The 24,787-nt window shown below is 70.1% G+C and carries 20 protein-coding genes and 1 pseudogene; 10 read left to right on the plus strand and 11 right to left on the minus strand.

What is annotated here, in order from left to right:
* Positions 1-76: 76 nt before the first annotated feature.
* Together M2283_RS26390 and M2283_RS26395 are read left to right on the plus strand one after the other, a co-directional pair.
* On the plus strand, positions 77-961 hold the full coding sequence (locus M2283_RS26390) for a LysR family transcriptional regulator (RefSeq protein ID WP_280878860.1): 885 nt from the start codon (positions 77-79) through the stop codon (positions 959-961).
* Between the two features lie 234 nt (positions 962-1,195).
* Entirely contained in the window at positions 1,196-4,423 is a 3,228-nt protein-coding gene (locus tag M2283_RS26395) for an alpha-L-rhamnosidase (RefSeq protein WP_280878861.1), read from the plus strand.
* 124 nt (positions 4,424-4,547) lie between these two features.
* Here the strand turns inward: M2283_RS26395 and M2283_RS26400 are convergent, their stop codons facing one another.
* The gene (locus M2283_RS26400; protein ID WP_280878862.1) at positions 4,548-7,664 is read right to left on the minus strand and encodes a tetratricopeptide repeat protein; all 3,117 of its coding nucleotides are present in this window, start codon (positions 7,662-7,664) and stop codon (positions 4,548-4,550) included.
* 103 nt (positions 7,665-7,767) lie between these two features.
* Entirely contained in the window at positions 7,768-8,193 is a 426-nt protein-coding gene (locus M2283_RS26405; protein ID WP_280878863.1) for a hypothetical protein, read from the minus strand.
* 219 nt (positions 8,194-8,412) lie between these two features.
* Between M2283_RS26405 and M2283_RS26410 the strand changes: the two genes are divergently transcribed.
* Entirely contained in the window at positions 8,413-9,591 is a 1,179-nt protein-coding gene (locus tag M2283_RS26410; protein ID WP_280878864.1) for a serine/threonine-protein kinase, read from the plus strand.
* 434 nt (positions 9,592-10,025) lie between these two features.
* Entirely contained in the window at positions 10,026-10,922 is an 897-nt protein-coding gene (locus M2283_RS26415) for a S1 family peptidase (RefSeq protein WP_280878865.1), read from the plus strand.
* Here the strand turns inward: M2283_RS26415 and M2283_RS26420 are convergent.
* From M2283_RS26420 to M2283_RS26430, 3 genes are all read right to left on the minus strand, one after another.
* Complete coding sequence (locus M2283_RS26420) at positions 10,916-11,134, minus strand: hypothetical protein (RefSeq protein WP_280878866.1); 219 nt, start codon at positions 11,132-11,134, stop codon at positions 10,916-10,918. The genes M2283_RS26415 and M2283_RS26420 overlap by 7 nt on opposite strands.
* 571 nt (positions 11,135-11,705) lie before the next feature.
* Positions 11,706-12,650 carry an ornithine cyclodeaminase family protein gene (locus M2283_RS26425; RefSeq protein WP_280878867.1) on the minus strand — a complete coding sequence of 315 codons (945 nt, stop codon included), beginning with the start codon at positions 12,648-12,650 and terminating at the stop codon, positions 11,706-11,708.
* On the minus strand, positions 12,647-13,417 hold the full coding sequence (locus M2283_RS26430) for an IclR family transcriptional regulator (protein WP_280878868.1): 771 nt from the start codon (positions 13,415-13,417) through the stop codon (positions 12,647-12,649). The genes M2283_RS26425 and M2283_RS26430 overlap by 4 nt, the downstream gene beginning before the upstream one ends.
* 117 nt (positions 13,418-13,534) lie before the next feature.
* Between M2283_RS26430 and M2283_RS26435 the strand changes: the two genes are divergently transcribed.
* Both M2283_RS26435 and M2283_RS26440 read left to right on the plus strand, forming a co-directional pair.
* Positions 13,535-14,848, plus strand: coding sequence for an amidohydrolase family protein (locus tag M2283_RS26435; protein WP_280878869.1), 1,314 nt, complete (start codon positions 13,535-13,537; stop codon positions 14,846-14,848).
* Positions 14,849-14,906: 58 nt separating this feature from the next.
* Entirely contained in the window at positions 14,907-16,007 is a 1,101-nt protein-coding gene (locus M2283_RS26440; protein ID WP_280878870.1) for a dipeptidase, read from the plus strand.
* Positions 16,008-16,140: 133 nt separating this feature from the next.
* Here M2283_RS26440 and M2283_RS26445 read toward each other — a convergent pair whose 3' ends face one another.
* The 6 genes and pseudogenes from M2283_RS26445 to M2283_RS26470 all read right to left on the minus strand — a co-directional run bounded on the left by M2283_RS26445 (position 16,141) and on the right by M2283_RS26470 (position 21,720).
* The gene (locus M2283_RS26445) at positions 16,141-16,800 is read right to left on the minus strand and encodes an MSMEG_1061 family FMN-dependent PPOX-type flavoprotein (RefSeq protein ID WP_280878871.1); all 660 of its coding nucleotides are present in this window, start codon (positions 16,798-16,800) and stop codon (positions 16,141-16,143) included.
* 357 nt (positions 16,801-17,157) lie between these two features.
* A complete protein-coding gene (locus M2283_RS26450) occupies positions 17,158-17,733 on the minus strand; it encodes a substrate-binding domain-containing protein (protein ID WP_348538926.1) in 576 nt (191 codons plus the stop codon).
* Between the two features lie 9 nt (positions 17,734-17,742).
* Entirely contained in the window at positions 17,743-19,890 is a 2,148-nt protein-coding gene (locus tag M2283_RS26455; RefSeq protein WP_280878872.1) for a xanthine dehydrogenase family protein molybdopterin-binding subunit, read from the minus strand.
* Positions 19,890-20,864 carry an FAD binding domain-containing protein gene (locus tag M2283_RS26460; protein WP_280878873.1) on the minus strand — a complete coding sequence of 325 codons (975 nt, stop codon included), beginning with the start codon at positions 20,862-20,864 and terminating at the stop codon, positions 19,890-19,892. The genes M2283_RS26455 and M2283_RS26460 overlap by 1 nt, the downstream gene beginning before the upstream one ends.
* A 4-nt stretch (positions 20,865-20,868) precedes the next feature.
* Positions 20,869-21,270, minus strand: a pseudogene (locus tag M2283_RS26465) ((2Fe-2S)-binding protein); the annotation flags it as partial.
* A 27-nt stretch (positions 21,271-21,297) separates the two neighbouring features.
* Complete coding sequence (locus M2283_RS26470) at positions 21,298-21,720, minus strand: secondary thiamine-phosphate synthase enzyme YjbQ (RefSeq protein WP_280878874.1); 423 nt, start codon at positions 21,718-21,720, stop codon at positions 21,298-21,300.
* 121 nt (positions 21,721-21,841) lie between these two features.
* Between M2283_RS26470 and M2283_RS51970 the strand changes: the two genes are divergently transcribed.
* The 4 genes from M2283_RS51970 (at position 21,842) to M2283_RS26485 (ending at position 24,787) form a co-directional block, all read left to right on the plus strand.
* Positions 21,842-21,925 (plus strand): putative leader peptide, encoded by an 84-nt coding sequence (locus M2283_RS51970; RefSeq protein ID WP_349817350.1) that lies wholly within the window; start codon positions 21,842-21,844, stop codon positions 21,923-21,925.
* Positions 21,926-22,095: 170 nt separating this feature from the next.
* The gene (locus tag M2283_RS26475; RefSeq protein WP_280878875.1) at positions 22,096-23,001 is read left to right on the plus strand and encodes an ABC transporter permease; all 906 of its coding nucleotides are present in this window, start codon (positions 22,096-22,098) and stop codon (positions 22,999-23,001) included.
* Positions 22,974-23,720 carry an ABC transporter ATP-binding protein gene (locus tag M2283_RS26480; RefSeq protein WP_280878876.1) on the plus strand — a complete coding sequence of 249 codons (747 nt, stop codon included), beginning with the start codon at positions 22,974-22,976 and terminating at the stop codon, positions 23,718-23,720. The genes M2283_RS26475 and M2283_RS26480 overlap by 28 nt, the downstream gene beginning before the upstream one ends.
* A gap of 41 nt (positions 23,721-23,761) precedes the next feature.
* Positions 23,762-24,787, plus strand: a complete 1,026-nt coding sequence (locus M2283_RS26485) for an ABC transporter substrate-binding protein (protein ID WP_280878877.1) — start codon at positions 23,762-23,764, stop codon at positions 24,785-24,787.

Genomic DNA, 24,787 nt, shown 5'->3' on the forward strand with positions numbered 1-24,787 from the left:
GTTCTTGGTGAAGTCCAAGGCCGGTAGATTCTGGATCTATTCCTATGAGGAATGGCTGGGGTAGTAGCCTCGCGGCATGGCCGAGCTGGAGACCCGCGAGCTGGAGTACTTCGCTGCCCTCGCCGAGGAGCTGCATTTCGGCCGGGCGGCGCAGCGGCTGGGGATCGCGCAGCCCGCCTTGTCCAAGGCGGTGCGTCGGATGGAGGACCGGCTCGGGGTGGCGCTGGTGGAGCGCTCCAGCCGGCACGTCACCCTCACCTCCGCCGGGGAGGCGCTGCGGTTCCACGGACGCCATGCGTTGCTCGCCGTCGGGGCGGCGGTCGAGAAGGCCCGTCGGGCGGGCGAGCGGGAGACCCGGCTGCGTCTGGTGATCAAGCCCGGCGGGGACGCGGACCTGCTGTCCGGCATCCTGGCCGCCTACTCCCGCCGGCCCGACGCCCGCCAGGTGGACATCCTGTTCGGCGGGTCCACCGACCGCGCCGATCACGTGCGCGACGGCCGGGCGGACGCGGCTCTGCTTTACGCGCCGTTCGACGACCTGACCGGGCTGGATCACGAGACCCTGATGGTCGAGGGCCGGGTGGCGATCCTGCCGCCGGACCACCGGCTCGCCGGCCGCACCGAGGTGACCCTCGCGGACCTGGCCCACGAGACGCTGCCGCGCTGGAAGGGCGTACGCGGCAACGGGGTGCCCGGCATCGAGCCCAACTCCGGGTTCGGTCCCGAGGTCGCCGACGGTCCCGAGGTCGCCGACGGTGCCGAACTGACGCACATGATCCTGCTCGGACGAGCGATCGCGGTGCTGCCGCGTTCACTGGCCCGGCCTCTGCATCCGGGGCTCGTCCATGTTCCGGTGGCCGACGCACCGCGTAGCGCGCTGGTCCTCGCCTGGGCGCAGGAGGACCGGCGGCGACTGGTCGCGGACTTCGTCGCCTCAGCGGTGGAGGCGGCGCAGGGCTGAGCCCGTTCCGCCGCTTGCCGAGTCTGGCTCGCCCTTGGATTTGCCAGCTCCGATTGAAACCGTTCAATCCCTTCGCGTCCACCTCGCGTGCCGACTCCACCCAGAGCGATCGCGAAGTGGCCGTGTCAGGAAAACAGTTGCACGCTGATTGACCCCGACCTCACCAGGCTCTACGTTACCCACGCCTCTCAACTCTGAATCGATTCATCCATTGTGTGCGGGTGAGGAGTCGTAGTGATCAGCAGGAGGAACATGCTCGCGGGCGCGATCGCCACGGTCGCGGCAGCAACCGTCGGCAGCGGGCCGGCGATGGCCGCGCCGGCGTCCGGACAGACGCAGGCAGAGACACAGGCACAGCGCAACGGACTGCGCGTCACGGCGCCGACCGTGGAGTACGTCCGGCACCCGCTGGGGGTCGATGCGCAACGCCCCCGGCTGAGCTGGCCGTTGGCCTCCGACCGGACGGGTGCGCGCCAGACCGCCTATCAGATCCGCGTCGCCACCGCCGCGTCGCGCCTGTCCCGCCCGGACGTCTGGGACAGCGGGAAGGTCACGTCCGGCGAGTCGGTCCTCGTGTCCTACGGAGGTCCCGGCCTCAAGCCGCGGACGCGCTACCACTGGTCCGTACGCGTGTGGGACGCCGACGGCCATGTCTCCGGCTGGAGCGCGCCCTCGTGGTGGGAGACCGGACTGATGGATGCCGGGCAGTGGAGCGCCGACTGGATCTCCGCACCGGCGAGCCTCGTGGACGCGCCGTCCTTCGAGGGTGGTTCGTGGATCTGGTTCCCCGAGGGTGATCCGACGAGCAGCGTTCCGGCGGCCACCCGTTGGTTCCGTCGTACCGCCCAACTGCCCGACGGAATCACGTCGGCCACGCTCGCCATCACCGCCGACAACGTCTACGCCGTCTCCCTGAACGGAGTCGAGGTCGCCCACACCGACCTCGACACCGACAACGAGGACTGGAAACGCCCGGCGGTGATCGACGTACTGGGCCGCGTGCGGGCTGGCGACAACGTTATCGCCGTCGCCGCCACCAACGCGACCGAAGGCCCGGCGGGACTCGTCGCCACCCTTGTCGTCCGGACCGCCTCCGGTGAGCAGAAGGTGTTCACCGACGCCTCCTGGAAGACCACGAACCAGCAACCGGCCGACGGATGGCGGGAGTTGGAGTTCGACGACGCGGGCTGGCCGGCGGTCCGGGTGGCCGCGGCCTGGGGTGGCGGACCGTGGGGGCGTGTCGTCCCGGTGTCGTACGCCGTCACCCAACTGCGGCACGAATTCCGGCTGCCGCGTCGGAAGGTGTCCCGCGCGCGCCTGTACGCCACGGCGCTCGGCCTGTACGAGAGCCACCTCAACGGCAGCCGGGTGGGCCTCGACCAGCTCGCTCCCGGCTGGACGGACTACCGCACCCGCGTCCAGTACCAGACGTACGACGTCACCGAACTGCTGCGGCCCGGCACCAACGCCATCGGGGCGTATCTGGCACCCGGCTGGTACGCCGGCAACGTGGGCATGTTCGGGCCCGGTCAGTACGGCCAAGTTCCAGCGCTTCTGGCCCAGTTGGAGGTGGAGTACGCGGACGGGACGAGCGAGCGCATCGTGTCGGGCGCCGACTGGCGGGCCACCGCAGGGCCGATCGTCACCGCCGATCTGCTGAACGGCGAGACGTACGACGCGCGCAAGGAGACCCCCGGTTGGGCCTCGCCCGGCTTCGACGACACCGGCTGGCTCGGTGTGCGAGGCATGGGTGGCGTCGGCGACCTCGGTCCCGACCTGATCGTCGCGCAGGTGGACGGTCCGGTGCGGGTGGAGCGGGAGCTGAAACCGACGAAGATCACCCAACCCAAGCCCGGCGTCCACGTGTTGGACCTGGGCCAGAACATGGTCGGCTCGGTGCGGCTGCGCGTGTCGGGCGACGCGGGGACGACCGTCCGGCTCAGACACGCCGAGGTACTCAACCCCGACGGCACCATCTACACCGCGAACCTGCGGACCGCCGCGGCGACCGACACGTACACCCTCAAGGGCGGCGGAAAAGAGGAGATCTACGAGCCCCGCTTCGCCTTCCACGGTTTCCGGTACGTCGAGGTGACCGGATTCCCCGGCACTCCCTCGGCGGGAGCCGTCACCGGCCGCGTCATGCATACGTCCGCCCCCTTCACCCTCGACTTCGAGACCGACGTACCGATGCTCAACCAGCTGCACCACAACATCACTTGGGGCCAGCGCGGCAACTTCCTCTCCGTTCCGACGGACACACCCGCGCGCGACGAGCGCCTGGGCTGGACGGGAGACATCAACGTCTTCGCGCCCACGGCCGCGTACACGATGGAGTCGGCCCGCTTCCTGTCCAAGTGGCTCGTCGACCTCCGGGACTCCCGGACCGCGGAGGGCGCGTTCACGGACGTGGCACCGATGGTCGGCACGGTCGGCAACGGCACGGCCGGCTGGGGCGACGCGGGGGTCACGGTCCCCTGGTCCCTCTACCAGGCGTACGGCGACCGCCAAGTCCTCGCGGATGCCTGGCCGTCCGTCCAGACCTGGCTGGCGTACCTGGAGAAGAACAGCGCCGGACTGCTGCGCCCGGACCAGGGATACGGCGACTGGCTGAACGTCGAGGACGAGACCCCCAAGGACGTCATCGCCACCGCGTACTTCGCGCACAGCGCCGACCTCGCGGCCCGCATGGCCGAGGCGCTCGGCAAGGACGCCGCGCCCTACCTCGATCTCTTCCAACGGGTACGAACGGCCTTCCAGGGCGCCTACCTCGCCTCCGACGGCAGGATCAAGGGCGATACGCAGACGGCCTACGTCCTGGCGCTGTCGATGAACCTGCTGCCGGACGCGTCGCGAAAGCCCGCGGCCGACCGTCTCGTCGCCCTGATCGAGGCCAAGGACTGGCACCTGTCGACAGGTTTCCTCGGTACTCCCCGACTGCTTCCCGTCCTGACCGACACGGGCCACACCGATGTCGCCTACCGCCTGCTGCAGCAGCGGTCCTTCCCCAGTTGGGGCTACCAGATCGACCGGGGTTCCACCACGATGTGGGAACGCTGGGACTCCATCCGGCCCGACGGCAGCTTCCAGGACGCGGGCATGAACTCCTTCAACCACTATGCCTACGGCTCGGTGGGGGAATGGATGTACACGAACATCGCCGGTATCGCGGCGGGCCGGCCCGGCTACCGCGAGATCGTCATCCGCCCCCGCCCCGGCGGAGCCGTCACCACCGCCCGCGCCACGTTCACCTCGGTCTACGGCCCGGTCTCCACCCATTGGCGGCAGCGCTCCGGCCGATTCACGCTGACCTGCGCGGTGCCGCCCAACACGACCGCCGAGGTGTGGATCCCCGCGTCCACCCCGGACGCGGTGACCCACACGCACGGAACGTACCTGCGCCAGGAGGACGACTGCGCGGTGTACCGGGTCGGCTCCGGCACTCACCGCTTCACCGCCTGATCAAGGGGTGCGGCTGCCCGGAGCGGTCACCGTCCCGGGCAGCCGAGGGGTCGGACGGCGGGCCCTGTGGCAGTTGGTGCCCGCCCTTGGCCGGGGCTCCGGAATCGCCACGCCCTCCCCATGGTCATTCCACTTGCTCGCGAGAGGTTGCGGGGCGCTGCCCGCCATCGGAGGTTTCCGACGATCCTGCATCCGATCGCTGTGCAGTCTCGACCGCCTTGCGAGCATCGGCGAGGTTGTTGCGGCTGGTCACGGTGGAGGGGTGGATATCGCCCAGCACTTGCTCCCGCTGGGCGAGGGTGACCTCGTACAGCGGAAGGGCACGAGCCGGATCCCCCGCCGCTTCGTAGGCAATGGCGAGGTTGCTGCGGCTGGTCAACGTGGAGGGGTGGGTGTCGCCCAGGACTTGCTCCCGCTGAGCCAGAGTGACCTCGTACAGAGCGACCGCCCGTTCCACATCCCCCGCCGCCCTGCAAGCGCCGGCGAGAAGGCTGCGGCTGACCAAGGTGTCCGGGTGGGTGTCGCCCAGCATCTGCTCCCGCTGGGCCAGATTGACCTCATAGAGAGCGACCGCCCGCCCCGCATCCCCCGCCTTTTTGTAGGCGTGGGCCAGGTTGCCGCGGCTGGCCAGAGTGTCCGGGTGAGTGTCGCCGAGCACCTGTTCCCGCTGGGCGAGGGTGGCCTCGTACAGCGGAGTGGCCCGCCCCGGATCCCCTGCCGCTGTATAGGCGTGGGCCAGGCTGTTACGTCTGGCCCAGGTGTCGGCGTGAGTGTCGCCGAGCACCCGCTCGGACCGGGTGAGGGTGGCTTCGTAGAGAGCGATGGCCCGCGCCAGATCCCCCGCCGCCTCGTAGGCCCCGGCGAGGCTGCTGCCACTGCTCAGCGTGTCGGGGTGGGTGTCGCCGAGCACCCGCTCCCGCTGAGCCAGAGTGACCTCGAACAGCGAGATGGCGAGCTCCACATCCCCCGCCGCCTCATAGGCGTAGGCCAGGTTGTTGCGGGTGTTCAATGTGCGCGGGTGGTTGTTGCCGAGCACCTGTTCCCGCTGGGCGAGGGTGGCTTCGTAGAGGGCGGTCGCCCGGGCCAGATCCCCCGCCGCCTTGTAGGCATGGGCCAGGCTGTTGCGGCTGATCAGGGTGTCGGGGTGGGTGTCGCCGAGCACCCGCTCCTGCTGGGCGAGGGTGGCCTCGTAGAGAGCGATCGCCCGGCCCGGATCCCCCGCCGCCTCGTAGGCGGCGGCAAGGCTGCTACGGGTTTTCAAGGTGTGCGGATTGGTGTCGCCCAGTACCCGCTCCCGCTGGGCGAGGGTGGCCTCGTACAGCGGGACGGCCCGTCCCAGATCCCCCGCCTTCTTGTAGGCAAGGGCGAGGTTGTTGCGGCTGGTGAGAGTGGCGGGGTGGATGTCGCCGAGCACCTGCTCCCGCAGGGCGAGGGTGGCCTCGAACAGGGGAGTGGCGCGCTCCAGATCCTCCGCCGCCAGATACGCGAGGGCGAGGTTGTTGCGGGTGTTCAAGGTGAATCTGTGGGTGCCCCCGAGCACCTCCTCCCGCTGGGCGAGGGTGGCCTCGTAGAGAGCGATCGCCCGCCCCAGATCCCCCGCCTCCTCATAGGCACCGGCGAGACTGTTGCGGCTGACCAGGGTGTCGGGGTGCGTATCGCCGAGCACCTGCTCCTGCTGAGCGAGAGCCGCCTCGTAGAGAGCGATCGCCCGGCCCAGATCCCCCGACTCCTCGTAGGCGGCGGCGAGGTCGGTACGGCTGATCAGGGTGTCGGGGGCGGTGTCGCCGAGCACCTGCTCCTGCTGAGCGAGAGCCGCCTCGTAGAGAGCGATCGCCCGGCCCAGATCCCCCGCCGCCTTGTAGGCGCCGGCGAGGTTGGTACGGCTGGTGAGGGTGGAGGGATGGGTGTCCCCCAGCGCCTGTTCGGACTCCGCGAGGACAGCTCTGCGCAGGGGGATGGAATGAGCGTCGCGGCCCTGCCTGAACAGATACCGGGCGGCGGCTCGAAAAAGGCCGGCGGTCCGGGGTGAGGCGGGACGGCTCAGCGATGTGGATTCGGCCAGGGCGAAGACATGAGGGAGCAGACGCTCCCACCGCGTGTTCACCTCCGTAGCGCCATCGGTCCCGTCAGGAACGGCCTCCCTCAGAACCTGTTCGGCTTCCTGCCGGCCCGGGGCAGCACCGTCGGGATCAGGTGTGGCGCGGGTACGCAGCACCATCTGCACCAGACGGTGCACGGTGATCGCCCGACGGTCGGCGGTGAAGGCGATCATGTTGTAGGCGTGGAGCACGCCCAGCGCGTCGCCCAGGGCGATCGGGTCGGTGGCCAGCGGGGCGAGGAGATCCCGGGGGATGTCGTCCGGGGCCAGCCACGCGAGCGTGTGCAGCAGTTCGAGAGCCAGCGGGTCACGGTCTTCGATCGCGCTCAGAGTGTGGAGCCAGATACGGGCGATCGTGCGTTCCGGGTCGGTTCCGTCCGCCGCCCTGTCGAGGCCCCGTCCCAGCAACTGCCGGTACAGGCCCAGATCGGTGCCGGTCTGGAAGAGATAGGCCCCCACCTGCTCCAGCGCCAAGGGCAGATACCCGAGTTCGGCGGCCAGATCACTGGCCTGGCGTCGCTGCTCCGCGGAAGGGGACCGTCCCTGTCCGAGAGCGAGTGTGCACAGCAGCTCTGCTGACGCGTCCGGGTCCATCACGTCCAAAACCATGGTGGGGGCGATGGTGTGCCAGCCTGTCGCCTTGCGGCTGGTCGCCAGGCGATGGCCGTCCGACAGGGCACCGAGGTAGTGGCGCAGGTCGGTCGGGTCCTCGACGTTGTCGAAGATCAGCAGCCAGCCCGGATGCCATTGCAGCCAGACGATCGCCCATGCCGCTCGGTCCTCAACTCTCACCGCGGCGGCCCATTGCGGGCACAACCTCATGGCCAGCGCGGCCAGACTCGTGATGATCTGGTCGGTGGACTCGGCAGTGATCCACCACACCAGCGTGTAATCCGACCGGTACTCATGGGCGTAGTGCAGCGCGAGAGAACTCTTCCCGATCCCGCCCAGCCCGTGGATGACCCGCGTCCCGGAGGGGGCTTGAGTCACCGCGGCCTCACCGTCCCGGTCCAACAGCCCCCGTAGCCGCTTCAGTTCCCGGTCCCGGCCCACGAACACCCCGGACGCCGATCCCGGAAGATTCGCCGCCCCCGGCGGCGCGCTCACCTCCCGCGCCCAGCGCACCGCCTCCGGCGGCAGCATCACAACCCGGGCACCATCACCCGTGATCGCCACTTCGATGCGGCCGGCAGCCGCGACCGATCGCGGGCCCAGAGCCTGTGGCCCGCCTGCCGCGGCCTGGTGATCACTGGTCACGGCTGAGCGAGACGTTGTCACCGGTGACCGCGGTACCGATCGTCTGGGCGGCGATGGAGCGCTCACCCGACGCGGTCACAGTCACCGGTCCAGCGACAGAAGGCAGCAGTCCGGCCAGTTCCCGCAGCAACTCGGCGTCCTCGCGTACCGCGCGCCGGAGCTGCTGCCGCAGTGCCGCGGCCGCGTCCTCATCGTCGACTGCCTCGGCCGCGTCCTGCACCGCGGCCTCCAGTTCGGCACGCCCCTGCTCGTCCCGACGGCGCCACACCGACTGCAGCATGCGCCGCCCCACGTTCGCCGTCGCATCGACAGCGGCGTTCTCCGTCCGGGTCAGCACTCCCGCGCCATAGGCCCCCAGGGCCGCCGTCAGGTACGGGCCCGCCTGCCCCACAAACTGAACGATCTCCGCACTCATCCCCGACTCCTTGGCCTGCGGCCCTGCTTGTACCGCAGACTCAGCATAGGGAAACGCCACGGGCGCGGCTCTCCCGAACAGACCGACGCGGTGAACCCGTGATCGTGGTCGGTCGCCGTCAGCCCGCCAGTAGGCTGGGGCAGCTGCGGCATCCCCACCAACACCCGTCCCCGCAAAGGGACATGGCCGGCAGCGGTCGAGTCGTCTCCCTGCGTGAGGATGGAACTGAAGGTGCTGATAGCGGGCCGGTACCGGCTGAACACCACCATCGGACGCGGCGCGATGGGAGAGGTCTGGCAGGCGTACGACGAGATGGGCCGCAGACCGGTGGCCGTCAAACTCCTGCACGCCCAGAACTCCGAACCCACCGCCGCCGCCCGCTTCCGCCTGGAGGCCCAGACCGCGGGCCGGCTCAGCCACCCCCATGTGGTCGGCGTCCTCGACTTCGGTGAGCAGGAGGGCCGTCTGTTCCTGGTGATGGAGCTGGTCGAGGGCGACAGTCTCGCCCACTTGCTGACCCAGGCGGGCTCCCTGCCGGCCGAGGAAGTCGCCCGCATCGCCGCCCAGTCGGCCGCCGGGCTCGCCGCCGCACACGAACAGGGCATCGTGCACCGGGACATCAAGCCCGGCAACCTCCTCCTCGACGCCGACCGGTCCGTGAAGATCGGCGACTTCGGCATCGCGCAGTTCATGAACGACCCGGGAGGGGCGCTCACCGCGACCGGCCAACTCGTCGGAACCAGCCTGTACATCGCCCCCGAACGTGCCCTCGGCCAGGCCGCCGGGCCGGCGTCCGACGTCTACTCGCTCGGCTGCGTGCTCTACCAACTCCTCACCGGACAACCGCCGTTCCGCGCCGGCAGCCCCATAGCCGTCCTCCACCACCACCTCGACACGGCCCCCGTACCACCGAGGGAGCTCGGCGCCAGACTGCCGCCCGCCTTCGAGAACTACTTACTCGGTCTCCTCGCCAAGCGACCCGAGGACCGCCCCACGGCGCGGCAGGCGGCCGAGTGGTTCGCCGCAGGCGCCTGGAGAGGGCGTCCCGAGCCCCTCCCCGCAGCCGTACCGCACCCCGAGCCGCACGCGACCCCCTGGAATCCGTCCGTGGGGTCCAGCTGGAACTCGGCTCCCGGCTCCGCGACCACATACGCCTTCCCGTCCGCCGTCACCAGTACCGCTCCGTCCCACCGGACCCGACGTCGGCAACGAACAGGACTCCGCGCCGTCGTCGTACCTCGATCCAGGGCAGCGGGCACCATCGCCGCCGTGGTCGTCTTCCTCGCCGCACTGCTGGTCGGCGTGGCCTTGTTCTCCCCCGACCACAGCTCGGCGGATACACCACCGACTGATCCGCCCCGCACCACGAGCACCACCCCAGCACCCCCTCAGCCCTGACCTCTCCTCCGACCAGCGGCAAGGCGCCCGGAAGTGAGAGGTCCGCTTCGCCCACGCGGCTTCGGCCCGTGCTGTCGTCACACCCCGGCCCTCAACCCCGGCCCTCAAGGGTGACGGCACCCCGATCGCCGCCGCGAGTTGCTCGGCCGGATCCTCGCACCGATCCGCGGACCTCCCGTATCCCCGTCCTGCGTCCCCTCCCTTTGACGACGGCGGGGGAGCTCTCGTACCGCTCGTACCGCTCCACGGCGGCTTGATCACCTGACTGGGCACCAACTGCACGAACCTCCGGCCGGCCGCTTCGGCCGAAGTCGGCCTACCCCCGCCGGGCGCGGCTGGGCACACTGACCGCACCACAGCACGCGGGCACAGCACGCCCGTTGACCCATCGGACGTGCTCCGACCTGACCTACCGACCTCGGGGAGACTGGCTGATGAGAGCACCCCGTACCACCATCAGGCGTTCGCGAACGATCGCCTCGGTGTTGAGCCTGCTCATCGTGACCGCCCTCGCGGTATCCGACACCGGCGCGTCCGCAGCGCCCAAGGTCGGCGCCGCACCGTCCGGCGCCTCGGTGACCGGCGTGACCTCTGCCGTCGAGTCCCTGGGAATCGCCGGGACGACCTGGGCCGTCGACGAGCGCACCGGGAAGCTGCGGGTGCTCGCCGATTCCACGGTTTCGGACTCGGACCTGGTCCGACTGCGCGAGTCCGCCCGGCAGTTCGCGGGTGCCATGTCCGTCGAGCGAGTCGGCGGACGACTGCGCACCCTCCTGTCGGGCGGCGACGGCGTCTACGCGGCCGCCTGGCGCTGCTCGGCCGGGGTCAACGTACAAAGTGGCTCCACGTACTACTTCGTCACCGCCGGCCATTGCACCGACGGCGCGTCCACCTGGTACACCACTTCTGGCCTGACCACGACGATCGGCCCGACCGTCGCCACCAGCTTCCCCAGCGACGACTTCGGTGTCGTCCGTTACACCAACCCGGCTGTCCCACACCCCGGCACCATCGGATCCGTCGACATCACCGGGACCGCGACCGCCTACCCCGGCCAGAGCGTCTGCCGTCGGGGAGCGACCACCGGTGTCCGCTGCGGCGTGGTCACCGCACTGAACGCGACCGTCAACTACGGGAGCGGAGCGGTCGTCTACGGGCTGATCCAGACCAATATCTGCGCCGAGCCGGGCGACAGCGGCGGCCCGCTCTACGCCGGCGACAAGGTCATCGGCATCCTCTCCGGGGGCTCCGGGAACTGTGCGGCGGGAGGGAGCACTTACTACCAGCCGATCCAGGAAGTGCTCAACGCCTATGGGCTGTCCGTCTATTGACGAAGAGTCGGTCGCCGGGACGGTGGCGGGAAGGGTTCGACATACGGAATTGGGGCGCCGGTCAGATCTCTCAGCAGCGACGGCAGCAGTCGGTCGGTGGGCTGGTCCGGCAGCATCACCAGGGCGTGCGCGCGGGCGGCGTCCGCGCCCCACTGGGCCGTACGGACCAGCTCCGCCTCGACGTCCGGGTCCTTCTCGAACACGAAGACCATGGCCCGCGCCCGACCCCAGGCGCCATGTGCCGGATCCCCAACAGCCGGAGGAGCGCGGGAACATCACCGGGCACGCCCAGCTCCAGAGAGGTCCGCCTGCGCACCCACGGATCGTCGTCGTCCATCAGCGCGGGCAGGATGAAGGTGGTGCGGGAACGGGGTGACGAGCGGTCCAAGCCGTCGCGCACATGCGCAACCGCGCTCTGACCGCGCTCTGACCGCGTGATCAAGACAGCCGTCATCGAACCCTGACCTGCAAAATCACGGCCTTCTGCAACACGCCTCCGCCAGACGCTGAGTGGGCTCCGTAAGCAGGCCGGCCCCGCCACGTCCCTCCACTCGACAACCGCGAAGTCGACGGCTCCGCGCAACGACGCGCTCTCGATCCTCCGCAAACACAACGCCGGGGCAGAAGCCCTGGATTCGATCGTGGAAAGGAGCATCGCCGCCCGCTGACAACAACTCGCAGAGCTCCGCAAGCCCAAGCCCTACGAGGAGTTCGGACGCCCAGGCAGAAGGGCGCGTCGATCACCCTCTGGCCGACGACAGGCGGCAGCCAGGGTGGTGGCCGCTACATGTCCAGGGTCGTACCCATGCCGTTGGCGCGGGCGACTTCGTGGACCACCGCCGCCGCGGCAACGTCGAGGGCGGCGTGGCCCGTCGACTTGAAGACCGTCAACTCGGTCGGTCCTCGACGGCCGGGATGACGGCCGTCGAGGACCGAGCCGAGGAGGGTGATCCGGTGTGCCGGGATGTCCTGCAGTTCGTGGGCCCCGGCCGGCGGAGCCGAGGCGGCTGCACCCGGCCATTCGGCGAAGAGGGAGCCGGCGCGGACGGTGTCGGGGGCGAGTTCGTGGCCGTGGGAACCGCCGACGGAGCTGATGTGGGCGCCCTCGGCCGGCCACGACGGGTCGAGCACGGGTTCGCGGGCGCTGGTGCAGCAGAACACGACGTCGGCCCCGCGGGCCGCCTCCTCGACGGAGCCCGCGGAGGCGTTCGGGTGCAGTTCCGCGAGCCGTCGGGCGCGCTCAAGGTCGTGTCCGCCCACGACGAGGGGAGCGTCGGCGTTGGTCGTGGCGAGGAGTTCGACCTGGGCACGGGCCTGAACTCCCGTGCCCAGTACGGCGATCCGGTCCGGGCGCGGGCGCGCCAGGGCGCGCATGGAGATGGTCGCGACGGCGGCGGTGCGCACGGCGGTGACCGGTTCGGCGTCCATGAGCGCGAGCGGACGGCCGTCGTGTTCGTCGAACAGAGCTACGACGCCACGGTGCGCGCTGCCGCCTGTCCGGCCGGGCACGGCGAAGACCGACACCAACTTGGCCGCCAGACCAAGGCCCGGCACGTAACCCGGCATCGCGCCGAGGAGCCCCGCGGGCGCCTGCGCGGCGATCCGGGCAGGGGCGGAGACCTCGCCGCGACTGATCGCGACGAGCGCCCGCGTGACCGCTGTCAGCACCCGCGCCGGATCCAGACAGGCCCGGGTCTGCGAGCGATCGAGGACCAGTACGCCGCTCACGCGGGATCCGCCTGCGGCATCGAGGAAAGGCCCGTCAGCGATTCCTGCAGCGCGTCCGTCGCGTCGCGGAGCTGCCGCTTCAGCTCGGACAGGTGCGGCTCGTCGAACTCGGCGCCGAGCCCGACCAGGGTGAGCGCGCAGATCGGCCACCCCTTCGCGGAGACCACGGCCCGGCTCACCGACGCGACGAGTTGCTCGGCGCGACCGCGCTCGAAGGCGTAACCGGTGCGCCCGGCCTGCTCGATGTCCGCCAGGAGACCTTCCGGCCCGGTGAGCGGATGACCGGCCTCCTCCGCCAGGCGCAGATAGGGGCGCCGCGCGTCCTTGTCGAGCAGCGCCACCAGGGCCACCGGACCCGCGAACCTGTGAACGGGGAGCATCTCGTCCCGCAGGTGATTGATCATCTCCAGCCGCGGCGGTCGTACGACGTCGATCACGCGCGAGTGATCGGCCTCCAGCACCTGAAGGTTGACCATCATGCCGGTGCGCTCCGAGAGGGCCTCCAGCATCGGACGGGCCACCGCGACAAGGGAGTTGTGCGCGGCCGAGTGCGACAGCTGGAGCGCGGCGGCGCCGAGGAGGTAGTGGTCGTCGGTGCGCAGCACCCAGCCTCGGCGGATCAGGTCGATCAGGACGCGGTAGGCCGTCGCGCGATGCAGACCGACCTCGCCCGCGAGTTCGCTGAGGCGCAACGGGCGGTCGGACCTGGCGAGCGCCTCGATCAGGTCCAGTGCCTTGTCGACAGCGGAGCTGGCTGGCTTCGACATGCGTGGCGCCCCCTGTCGCACTACGGTGCTACATTCTCGATGTTACGCATGAGGATACACATGTTACGCCTGACGTAACACCACGGCTTGCGTCCCACCACGGAGAGGGTCAATTCGATGGGTCATGAGGTTCTCGGTGCGCCCACTCCCTGGGCCCCGCCCGCGGCGGGCGCGGCGGTGGTCTACCGCGGGGCGACGGTGATCGACGGGACGGGCGGCCCGGCGCGGACGGCGACGTCGATCGTCACCGACGGCGCGACCATCCGGGCCGTCGTCCCCGACGCCGAGATCGCCGACAGCACAGCGAGGGTCGTCGACCTCACGGGACGCTTCGTCGTCCCCGGTCTGATCGACTCCCACCAGCACATCGCGACGCCACCCGATCGCGCCACCGCCGAGGCCATGCTGCGCCGGCAGGTCCACGGCGGTGTCACGGCGATCCGGGTCATGGCCGACGACCTCCGTCAGGTGGCCGAACTCGCCCGCGCCGCGCTGGTCGGCGAGATCCCCGGACCCGACATCCAGTTCGCCGCCCTCATGGCCGGGCCGACCTTCTTCGACGACCCGCGCACCCAGCAGGTCTCACAGGGCGGTACGCCCGGCGCCGTGCCGTGGATGCAGGCGATCACCGACGAGACCGACCTGCCCCTGGCGGTGGCGATGGCTCGGGGCACCGGTGCCCGGGCGGTCAAGATCTACGCCGACCTGCCCGCGGACACGGTCGCCGCACTCACGGCCGAGGCACACCGACAGGGGCTCGCCGTCTGGGCGCACGGCACGGTCTATCCCGCGAGCCCCGGTGACGTCGTCGACGCCGGCGTGGACACCGTCTCGCACGCCACGGCGCTCGCGCAGGAGGGCACCCGACACCCCTTGACCACGTACAAGGACAAGCCGCCCATCGAGTACGACCGGTTCGCGGACGGCGACGACCCGCACCTCCAGGCGCTGTTCGAGCGCATGTTGGCGCAGGGCACGATTCTTGACGCGACCTCCGGCATGTGGGCGAACTACTTCGCCCCCGAGGCGACGGATCCCGAGTCACAGGAGCGTGTTCGGGCCAACTCGCGTCTGGCGGCCGGGATCACCAACCACGCGTACCGCGTCGGCGTCCCCATCTCAGCGGGCGGCGACTACGAGAACGCCCCCGAGCACCCCTTCCCCGCGCTGCACGACGAGATGGTCTTCCTGGCGCGGGAATGCGGCATCCCCCCGGTGCAGGTCATTCGGTCGGCCACCCTGGTCGGCGCCATGAGCATGGGCGCACAGGACGTCATGGGCACGGTCGAGGAGGGCAAGCTCGCGAACTTCGCCGTCCTGTCGGGGAATCCCCTCGCCGACATAGCCCATCTCGCCGACATCGAGTTCGTGGTCAAACGCGGCTGCCGGTACGACCGTAGCGACTACCAGCCGGCCGCCCCCGGCCGCTGACAGCCCTCGGCCGCTGACAGCCACGAAAAACGCACCCCTGGAAGGGACACGACGCCCGATGACCGCCAATCCCCTTGCGGACAACGACCACTTCGAGCGCGACTACATGATCGTCAACGCGTTGGGTGTGCTGGACAACCCCAACGCGCCCCGCTCGTCGGCGACCGCCGGCCAGCTCGTCCAGACCGGCGAGGACATCACCATCGACGCGCGCACGCTGGCCGAGGCCCATGCCTCGGGGCTGACCGCGGTCAACATCACGCTCGGATACGTGATGGGTGACATGGACCCCTACGAGCACACGCTGCACGACATAGCGGTCTGGGACACGATCCTCCGTGACAACGCGGCCGACCTCGTCAAGGTGCGCACGGCGGCCGACCTCCACCAGGCGCGCCGCGACGGCCGGATCGGCGTCATCTACGGCTTCCAGAACGCCGTCGCGCTCGGCGACGACGTCACCCGCGTCGACACCTTCGACCGGCTCGGCGTACGCGTCATCCAGCTCACGTACAACCAGGCCAACGCACTCGGCGACGGTTCGATGGAGCCGCGCAACCGCGGTCTGACCCCCTTCGGCCGTGAGGTGATCCAGCGCCTGAACGACCGTCACCTCATGGTCGACCTCTCCCACAGCGGGGAGCGGACCTGCCTGGAGGCAGCCCGGATCTCCCGGCAGCCTGTCTCCATCAACCACACCGGCTGCCGCGCGCTCACCGACCTCCCACGCAACAAGACGGACGAGGAACTGCGCCTGGTCGCCTCGCGCGGAGGGTTCGTCGGCATCTACTTCATGCCGTTCCTCGACTCCTCCGGCCACGCCCGCGCCGCGGATGTCGTCGAGCACATCGACCACGCCGTCAACCTCTGCGGCGAGGATCATGTCGGCATCGGCACCGACGGTCCCGTCACCGCCATCGACGACCTGGACGCCTACCGTGCCGACCTCGCCGAGCAGGTCGCCCGGCGCCGGGAGGCCGGCGTCAGCGCGACGGGCGAGGGCGACGACGTCTACCCGTTCGTCGTCGACCTGCGGGGTGTCGACCAGTTCCACGAGCTGATCCGGCTGCTGGAGCAGCGCGGCTACCGCTCGGAACGCATCGAGAAGATCCTCGGCAAGAACTTCGCGGACTACGCGGAGCGCGTCTGGAGCTCTTGAGGCCGGCCTCGGGGGACGCCGGGCCCACGGCCGAGTTCCTCCACCGGCTCTCCGCGCGGCCGGTGGCTGTCGTAATCGATGGGGATGACCATCGACTACGCCGGCCGAAAGAGATGCACCTCAGCTCGGCCCGTTACTCGTACCGGTACTTCAGCGAGTCCGCCTCCGTCTGCTCGATGTCGGCGATGGTCAGCTCCGGCATCCGCAGTTGGGCCAGCGTCACCTCGGCCGAGGCCGGCTGGGCGTCCGCCGGGAGCCACTGCTCCGGCTTCCAAGCGCCGCTGCGCAGCAGCGACTTGGGGCAGTGCGGGTAGACCTCCTCGATCCCCAGCACCAGCGCACTGGCCGGCGGCTTGCCCACGGCGGTCAGCTGCGACAGCAGTTGCGGGCGGGTGGAGACGACAGCCCGGCCGTTCACCCGCAGCGTGGTGGTCCGCCCGGGGATGACGAACAGCAGCCCGGCCCGTCCGGTGGCGATGACGTTCTGCAGAGTGTCCAGCCGCTTGTTGCCGGTCGCGTCCGGTATCGCCACTGTCCGTGCGTCCAGGACGGCGACGAACCCGGCGGGGCCGCCGCGCGGCGAGACGTCGCAGTTTCCCTCGGCGTCCACGCTGGCGACCAGGACCAGCGATGAGCAGCCGATCAACTGCCGGGTCTGCTCGGTGAGTTCCGTCATCTGCTTCCGCACGGCCGCGTCGCCGGGGAGGTCGTAGACCTGGCGCAACGCCTCCTGGTCGGGCACGGCGTCGACGCGGAGCATGTCGAAGGCACTGCCGGCAAGGGATGTCGTCATGCCTCCGACCCTAATGGGCCGACCTGCGACTGATCTTGGTCGGTGAGGGCGGGCACAGAGAGACGGCCGCGCAAGTTGCCTGGTGTGTGACGGCCAAACAGACCCGCTCGGCCACGTCCCGCCCTGCCTTCTGTGGGCTGTCGCGCCAACATCTGGGCGAGTTGTCCGCGGCACTCGCCCCGCCCCAGGTGGCGCGCTACGAGTCCGGGCGTCACGGGCGACGTCAGAGGCCGCGACATGGGCGGCGATGCCCGAGCTGCCCGCCTGTTCCGGCCCCACTCAGCCGCCATGGGTGTTCGGCGGTGCCGCCCAACTGCGCGCCGTCGCGGCCCGGACTTCTCCGCGAACCGGGCAAGCTCAGCACCCACACCTGTGTGAGAAATGCCTTTCTCGCTTGACTGCTCGTGCCTCACCGCCAACCTGTCGCGAGGTGCGGAGCGAGGACCACCTCTCGGGGCTCGGTGCGGCCCTGGTCGAGGCGTTCCACGGCGGCGGCCACCTCGTAACGCGCCTGCTCCTCGGCTCCTGGCTGACCGTGGTCAGGTCGAAGCAGCTCAGGCGGGAGAGTCTGTCGTCGTATCCCGCGACGGACACCTCGCCGGGGACGGAGACACCGGCACGGGCAAGACCCGCCAGCACGCCGATCGCGCTCTGGTCGTTGAACGCGGCCACGGCGGTGGTCAGTTCGCCCGCGTCGAGGAGGTGGCGCGCGGCGCGCTCACCGGCCGCCTCGGTGTTGTCTCCGCGCAGCACCCTGATGTGCGCGTCCAGACCGTGGCGCCGCAAGGCGATGCGATGTCCGCGGCGCCGGTCGGTGGCGATCACGCCCCTGCCGCCGTCGACGTACGTGATGATCCGCGTATGAACTGCGGAACCTGTGCGCGAGGGGCGGCCCTTCCGGGTGCCGCTCGCATCACAGCGTCGCGAGGTCATCCACGTAGGTCAAAGTAGTGCCTCAGGACGGATCGGCAGGTCCGTCAGGCGTTTGCCCGTCGCGTTGAACTCCGCGTTGCCGATGGCGGGCGCCACCCCGACGATGGTGATCTCACCGAGTCCCTTCACGCCGATCGGATCGGCCTGCGGGTCCTCGGTGTTGACGAAGGCGGCGTCGAGGTCGGGGACGTCCGCGTTCACCGGCACAAGGTAGTCGGCGAGGCTCACGTTGACGATGCGGCCGTCGCGGTGGTCGGTGACGGTGCCTTCGAGGAGGGCCATTCCGATGCCGCCGACCATGCCGCCGATGGCCTGGCTGCGGGCGAGTTTGGGGCTGATCACCCGCCCTACGTCGTACGCCGCGAAGATCCGCCGTACGCGGACGAGGCCCAGCAGGGGATCGACGGAGACTTCGGCGAAGACGGCTCCGTAGCCGTAGGAGGAGATCCTTGAATCGGCGTCGCCCGGGCCCCAGTTGCCGGTGATGTCGAGGCTGGGCAGACCGGCGCGGCGCAGGATGTCCCGGTAGCTGTCCCGGGCTCCCCCGTCGGCGGCCGACAGATAGCCGTCGCGGACGTGCACATCCGCCGGATTCGCGCCGTGGAGAGGCGAGTCGGTGTCTGCTACCGCCCTGCGGATGAACTCCGCCTTCAGCGCGTTGCAGGTGGTGTGCGCGGCCGAGCCCACGCTCGCCATGGTGGTGGCCGCCGCGTGCAGGGGCGCGGTGGGGTAGCTGGAGTCGCCCAACCGGAAGGTGACCGCCGAGGCGGGCAGCCCCAGGGCGTCCGCGGCGACCTGCATGACCGAGGTGGTGGTGCCGGGGCCCATGTCCGCGGAGGCCGCGAAGACTTCGGCGGTGCCGTCGGCGTGGATCCGGGCCCGTGCGCTGGAGTCGCGTCGGTTGTTGTGGTAGCTGGCGGTGGCCATCCCCATGCCGATGAGCAGGTCGCCGTCCGTGCGCGAGCCCGGCTCGGCGCGCCTCCGGGACCAGCCGAAGCGGCGTGCGCCGGTCTCGTAGCACTCACGCAACTTCCGTGTGGAGAAGGGGAGTTGTGTGACCTCGTCCTGGGTCGGCTCGTTGCGCATCCGCAACTCGACGGGATCCACGGCCAGTTCGTGCGCGAGCTGGTCCATCGCGGTTTCCAGGGCGAAGTTGCCGAGCACCACACCCGGGCCTCGCATGGAGCACGGGGAGTGGACGTCGACGGGCGTGACCCGGTAGGCGGTACGGGTGTTGGGGACGCCGTAGAGGAACTGCGGCAGGTCGGTCAGGCCGTCCGTGTAGGACTGGTAGCGCGCGTTCTCGATACGGACCTCGTAGACGAGAGCGTTGACGCGGCCGGCCGCAGTGCTTCCGAGGGCGATCCGGTGCCGGCTGGCCGGCCGGAACCCGGTGCCGTAGAAGAACTGACGCCTGGTCAGAACCACCTTGACGGGCCTGTCGACCTCGCGCGCGGCGAACGCGGCCAGGATGACATGGTCGTAGGCCTGGATTGCGCTGCCGAACCCTCCTCCCAGGAACTCGTTGTGCACACGTACGTCGCCGACGGCGATGCCGAGCGCGCCGGCCACCGTGCGAGCGGCGCCCTGTGCCCACTGGGACTTGTCCCAGAGCGTCAGCCGTCCGTCCTGCCACCGGGCGATGGTCGAGGGCAGTTCGATGGGGTTGTGGTTCTCCCGGGCACTGGTGAGTTCCAGGTCCACCTTCACCTGCGCCGAACCAAGCGCGCCCGCCGGGTCGCCCCGGCTGTAGTCGGGCTCGTCGGCCGGTGTCTGCGACGGGGCGTCCGGATCGTCGAAGTCGGTGACCGCGTCCTGCCGTTCATACGTCGCTTCAACCAGCGAGGCGCCATGGGTCGCCGCCTCCAGGGTCTCCGCGACGACGACGGCGATGGGCTGGCCGTAGAAGGCGATTCGATCGACGGGGTGGGCAAGTCGCAGGCTGCCGAAGTCGGTCAGGACGTGCAGGACGCCCGGGTGGCCGAGCGCCGCGTCCACCGAGATCCGGCTCACCGTGGCGCGGGCCACCGTGCCGTTGACGATCACGCCGTACAACAGGCCTCCGACGCGGTGCTCGGCCGAGTAGGTGGCCGCGCCGGTCACCTTGCGGCGGGCGTCGACGCGGGAGAGCGGCTGCCCGACGACGGTCGTCGCCATCACTGTCCTCCGATCGTCATGAGCTGGCGGCGCACGGTCCGTTCGACCAGCCGCACCTTGAAGGCGTTCTCGGACAGCGGTACGGCACCCTCGGCCGCGAGGGCCGCGGCATCCGTCCACGTCCGGCGCCCCGGCCGCTTGCCGACGAGCGCCTCCTCCACCTTGGGCAGCCGCCACGGCACGGTCGCCACACCACCGACGGCCACCCTGGCGCCCCGCACCACGCCGCCCCTGATGTCCAGCGCCACCGCGGCGGACGCGAGGGCGAACTCGTACGACTGCCGGTCGCGGACCTTCAGATAACCCGAGCGGCGCGTGTGCGCTCCCGCGGGAACGGTCAGGGAGGTGATGGGTTCGCCCGGCCGGAGCGAGTGCTCGTCCTGGAGCGTGTCCCCGGGGCGGAGGAAGAAGTCCTGGACCGGGATGGAGCGGGTGCCGTCGAGGCCCCGTACCTGGATCACGGCGTCCAGCGCCACGAGGGCGACTGCCAGGTCGGACGGGTGAGTTGCCACGCAGTGGGTGCTCGTCCCCAGGATCGCCTGCATACGGTTGTCACCGTGCCGGGCGTCGCAACCCGAGCCCGGGTCACGGCGGTTGCATGCGGAGTGGACGTCCCGGAAGTAAGGACAGCGGGGCCGCTGCATGATGTTGCCCCCGATGGAGGCCATGTTGCGCAGCTGAGCCGAGGCGCCGAGTTCGAGGGCCTGCGAGAGGAGGGGGTACGTGGCGCGCACCTCCGGATGCGCGGCGAGCTCGCTCATCCGGACCAGGGAACCGACGTGCAGCCCTTGTCGGGTGACGGTGATGTCCTTGTACGGCAGCCCGTTGATGTCGACCACGTGCGCGGGGCGCTCGACGGTCTCCCGCATGAGGTCGACCAGTGTGGTCCCGCCGGCGATGTAACGGCCGTAGCGGGCACCGGCGTTGAGCGCGGCGGTGACGGTGGAGACTCGGCTGAAGGCGAAGGGATGCACGCGGTCACGCCTCCTTGGCCGTCTGCTCGATGGCGGAGACGATGTTCGTGTACGCCCCGCACCGGCACAGGTTGCCGCTCATCCACTCGCGGATCTCCTCCCGGGAGCCGGTGTGGCCCTCGGCGATACAGGCGACGCCCGACATGAGCTGCCCCGGCGTGCAGTAGCCGCACTGAAGGCCGTCGTGGTCGATGAACGCCTGTTGCAGCGGGTGCAGTTGCTCGCCCCGGGCGAGCCCCTCGATCGTGGCGACGCGCGCGCCCTGGTGCATCACGGCGAGGGTGAGGCAGGCGTTCACCCTCCGGTCGTCCACGAGCACCGTGCAGGCTCCGCAGGCGCCCTGGTCGCAGCCCTTCTTCGTGCCGGGGAGGTCCAGGTGCTCGCGGAGGAGGTCTACCCACGGAGTCGGGCGCGGGCCGGCACGCCCGGCAGCTCAGCCGAGGAACGACAGCCGAACCTTCCTGTTCGAATTATCTCGATTCGTGTCGACCAGACACACCGACTGCCAAGTCCCCAACTCCAACCGCCCGCCCACCACCGGCAACGTCGCATGCGGCGGAACGAATGCCGGGAGGACGTGGTCGCGGCCGTGGCCCGGGCTGCCGTGGCGGTGTTGCCAGCGGTCGTCGGCCGGGAGGAGGGTGTGGAGGGCGGCGAGGAGGTCGTCGTCGCTGCCCGCGCCCGTTTCGATGATCGCGATTCCGGCCGTGGCGTGCGGGACGAAGAGGTTGAGGAGGCCGTCGCGGTCGGCGGCCGCTTCCCTCAGGAACGCCTCGCAGTCGCTCGTGAGGTCGACGACCCGCTCCCTGGAACCCGTGGTGATGTTCAGGACTCGCGTGGTGAAGGCATCTGACATGCCCCCATCCTGACCCATACGCCCGGTTGCACACGCGACCGGGCGCCCGCCGGTTGATATGAGGGGTCCAGTCCGCGAGACACCATTGACCGTGACCCGACGATCTGACTACTTTCGCCGCATGTTGCGTTCAGCTCTGCTCACCACGCGCGGTCACATCGACCTGCTGCGGGTGGCCTCCGCCGCGTGTCGCCGCGGCTGCTGACGCCCTTTTCCACCCCCTCGCCTTTCAGGCTCTCGCCTTCCGGCCTTCGTTCGCCGCCTGCCCGCACGCCCTCTGATCGGCACTGATCGACGTTGATCAGCGTCGGTTCAGCCGGTGTGGCGGCACCTGGGCCCACCCCCACCGGCCGCTCTCCTCCCCGTGGAGCTCCCATGAGCATCAGCCATGCGCCGCCCGGCGCATCCGAACCCGATATATCGCCTATATCAGTTGACAAGGGCAACGCGGCCGGCGGTGACCAGGTCGCCCTTGATCTCGACCTGGTCCCCATCACCCCCGCCTCCTCCCGCGGCACCCGCGTCCCGCGCTGGCTGCGTCGGACCTCCGGGCCCGTCCTGTTGCTTCTGCTGTGGCAACTCCTCAGCAGCACAGGCGTGTTGACCTCCGACGTGCTTGCCTCGCCGGGGCGGATCGCGCAGGTCGCCGGGGATCTGATCGGCAACGGTTCGCTGACCTCGGCGATGGGGACCTCGCTCCAGCGCGTGGCGTTCGGGCTGCTGTTCGGCACCCTGATCGGCACCGGACTCGCCCTGGTCTCCGGGCTGTTCAGGATCGGCGAGGACCTGGTGGACGCACCGGTGCAGATGCTGCGGACGGTGCCGTTCGTCGGTCTCATCCCGCTGTTCATCATCTGGTTCGGCATCGGCGAGGCCCCGAAGGTCGCCATCATCACGCTCGGCGTGACGTTCCCGCTCTACCTCAACGTGTACGCCGGAATCCGCGGTGTGGACTCCCAACTCATCGAGGCCGGAGAGTCGTTGGGACTGTCCCGGTGGGGACTCGTCCGGCACGTCGTGCTGCCGGGGGCGCTGCCCGGCGCGCTCACGGGGCTGCGCTACTCCCTCGGCATCGCCTGGCTCGCGCTGGTCTTCGCCGAGCAGATCAACGCGGACGCGGGCATCGGCTTCCTCATGGTGCAGGCGCGGGACTTCCTGCAGACCGACGTGATCGTGGTCTGCCTGATCGTCTACGCCTTCCTCGGTCTGCTGGCCGACTTCATCGTCCGCTCCCTCGAAAAGGTGCTGCTGCAATGGCGACCGACGTTCACCGGCCGGTGAGCCCCACCGTCACGCACGCCGTCCAGGTCGAGGGGCTGACCCGCTCCTTCGACGGCCGTGCCGTCATCGACAACCTCCGACTCGACGTCCGGCCGAGTGAGTTCGTCGCCCTGCTCGGTCGCAGCGGCTGCGGCAAGTCCACGCTGCTGCGGATCCTGGCCGGCCTCGACCGCGACATCCAGGGCACGGTCCTGGTGCCGCGCCGCAAGGCCGTCGCCTTCCAGGCACCCCGCCTGATGCCGTGGAAGAGGGTCTGGCGCAACGTGCTGCTGGGGCTGCCCGGCAAGCCGACCCGCTCCGTCGCCGAACAGGCCCTCACCGAGGTCGGCCTGAGCCACCGCTCCGACGCCTGGCCCAAGACCCTCTCCGGCGGTGAGGCCCAACGCGCCTCCCTGGCACGGGCGTTGGTGCGCGAGCCCGATCTGCTGCTGCTCGACGAGCCGTTCGGCGCGCTCGACGCGCTGACCCGCATCAAGGCCCAGCGGCTGGTCGGCGAGTTGTGGCAGCGGCGCGGCTGCGCCGTCCTGCTGGTCACACACGACGTCGAGGAGGCCGTCCTGCTCGCCGACCGCGTCCTGGTGATGGACGACGGCGTCATCGCGCACGAGCAGCGCATCGACCTCGACCGCCCGCGTGACATCACCGACCCCCGGTTCGCCGAACTGCGCGCCGGCCTGCTGGAACGGCTCGGCGTCGACACCACCGCCGAAGCCGCCTGAACTCCCCACCCCCACCACCGAGTTGAACAGAACGGAACCCCATGCGACGTCGCCTCGTCCCCGCCGCACTGCTTCTCCCCTTCGCCCTCCTGCTCACCGCCTGCGGTGGGAACTCGTCCGCCAGCACGGGGACCGACACCGACGGCACGGGCTCCGTCACGCTCAACGTCGGTGACCAGAAGGGTGGTTCGGAGGCCATCCTGCGGGCCGCCGGGGAGCTCAAGAACCTCAAGTACAAGATCAAGTGGTCCACCTTCACCTCCGGCCCGCCGCTCCTGGAGGCCGTCAACGCCAAGGCCGTCGACATCGGCGGAGTCGGCAACACCCCGCCGGTCTTCGCGGCCGGCGCCGGGTCGAAGATCTCGGTGGTGGCCGCCTGGCACGGCACGTCCGAGGGCGACGCCATCCTCGTACCGAACGGCTCGAAGCTGACCAAACCCCAGGAGCTGAAGGGCAAGTCGGTCGCGGTGGCGCAGGGTTCCTCCGCGCACTACCAGCTGGTCGCGTCCCTCAAGGCGGCCGGGCTGTCGCTGAGCGACGTGAAGGTCAAGTACCTCCAACCGGCCGACGCGCTCGCCGCGTTCACGTCCGGCAAGGTGGACGCGTGGGCGGTGTGGGACCCGTACACCTCCCAGATCCTCCAGGCCAAGCAGGGCCGCGTCCTGACCACCGGTCAGGGCGTGACCAACGGTCTCACCTTCCAGGTGGCGGCGCCGAACGCGCTGAAGGACAAGGAGAAGGCGGCCGCGATCAAGGACTATCTGGCGCGGCTTGACCGGGCCACGGAGTGGGTCTACAGCCACCAGGAGGAGTGGGCCAAAGTCTGGGCGAAGGACACCGGGCTGCCCTACGAGACCGCGCTGGCCTCGGTGAAGCGCACCAACTCCACCCGGGTGACGGTCGCGGTCGACAAGGGGGTCGTCGCCTCCGAGCAGGAAATCGCGGACACCTTCACCGAGTTGAAGCTCATCCCGAAGAAGGTCGACTTCGCCGACTTCGTGGACGCGCGCTACAACGGCGACCTGCCCCCGTCCACCACGCCGGCCCGCACTTCCGGGGGTTCGTGA

The sequence above is a fragment of the Streptomyces pseudovenezuelae genome (assembly GCF_029892565.1).
Taxonomy (GTDB): domain Bacteria; phylum Actinomycetota; class Actinomycetes; order Streptomycetales; family Streptomycetaceae; genus Streptomyces; species Streptomyces pseudovenezuelae_A.

What these genes read in the sequence shown, in the direction of transcription:
- M2283_RS26405 (WP_280878863.1), bottom strand. Translation starts at nt 8,193, where the DNA reads ATGAGTGCGGAGATCGTTCAGTTTGTGGGGCAGGCGGGCCCGTACCTG.
- M2283_RS26480 (WP_280878876.1), top strand. Translation starts at nt 22,974, where the DNA reads ATGGCGACCGACGTTCACCGGCCGGTGAGCCCCACCGTCACGCACGCC.
- M2283_RS26435 (WP_280878869.1), top strand. Translation starts at nt 13,535, where the DNA reads ATGGGTCATGAGGTTCTCGGTGCGCCCACTCCCTGGGCCCCGCCCGCG.
- M2283_RS26475 (WP_280878875.1), top strand. Translation starts at nt 22,096, where the DNA reads ATGAGCATCAGCCATGCGCCGCCCGGCGCATCCGAACCCGATATATCG.
- M2283_RS26440 (WP_280878870.1), top strand. Translation starts at nt 14,907, where the DNA reads ATGACCGCCAATCCCCTTGCGGACAACGACCACTTCGAGCGCGACTAC.
- M2283_RS26450 (WP_348538926.1), bottom strand. Translation starts at nt 17,733, where the DNA reads ATGACCTCGCGACGCTGTGATGCGAGCGGCACCCGGAAGGGCCGCCCC.
- M2283_RS26430 (WP_280878868.1), bottom strand. Translation starts at nt 13,417, where the DNA reads ATGTCGAAGCCAGCCAGCTCCGCTGTCGACAAGGCACTGGACCTGATC.
- M2283_RS26390 (WP_280878860.1), top strand. Translation starts at nt 77, where the DNA reads ATGGCCGAGCTGGAGACCCGCGAGCTGGAGTACTTCGCTGCCCTCGCC.
- M2283_RS26485 (WP_280878877.1), top strand. Translation starts at nt 23,762, where the DNA reads ATGCGACGTCGCCTCGTCCCCGCCGCACTGCTTCTCCCCTTCGCCCTC.
- M2283_RS26420 (WP_280878866.1), bottom strand. Translation starts at nt 11,134, where the DNA reads ATGGTCTTCGTGTTCGAGAAGGACCCGGACGTCGAGGCGGAGCTGGTC.
- M2283_RS26470 (WP_280878874.1), bottom strand. Translation starts at nt 21,720, where the DNA reads ATGTCAGATGCCTTCACCACGCGAGTCCTGAACATCACCACGGGTTCC.
- M2283_RS51970 (WP_349817350.1), top strand. Translation starts at nt 21,842, where the DNA reads ATGTTGCGTTCAGCTCTGCTCACCACGCGCGGTCACATCGACCTGCTG.
- M2283_RS26415 (WP_280878865.1), top strand. Translation starts at nt 10,026, where the DNA reads ATGAGAGCACCCCGTACCACCATCAGGCGTTCGCGAACGATCGCCTCG.
- M2283_RS26410 (WP_280878864.1), top strand. Translation starts at nt 8,413, where the DNA reads ATGGAACTGAAGGTGCTGATAGCGGGCCGGTACCGGCTGAACACCACC.
- M2283_RS26445 (WP_280878871.1), bottom strand. Translation starts at nt 16,800, where the DNA reads ATGACGACATCCCTTGCCGGCAGTGCCTTCGACATGCTCCGCGTCGAC.
- M2283_RS26455 (WP_280878872.1), bottom strand. Translation starts at nt 19,890, where the DNA reads ATGGCGACGACCGTCGTCGGGCAGCCGCTCTCCCGCGTCGACGCCCGC.
- M2283_RS26400 (WP_280878862.1), bottom strand. Translation starts at nt 7,664, where the DNA reads ATGCTGCCGCCGGAGGCGGTGCGCTGGGCGCGGGAGGTGAGCGCGCCG.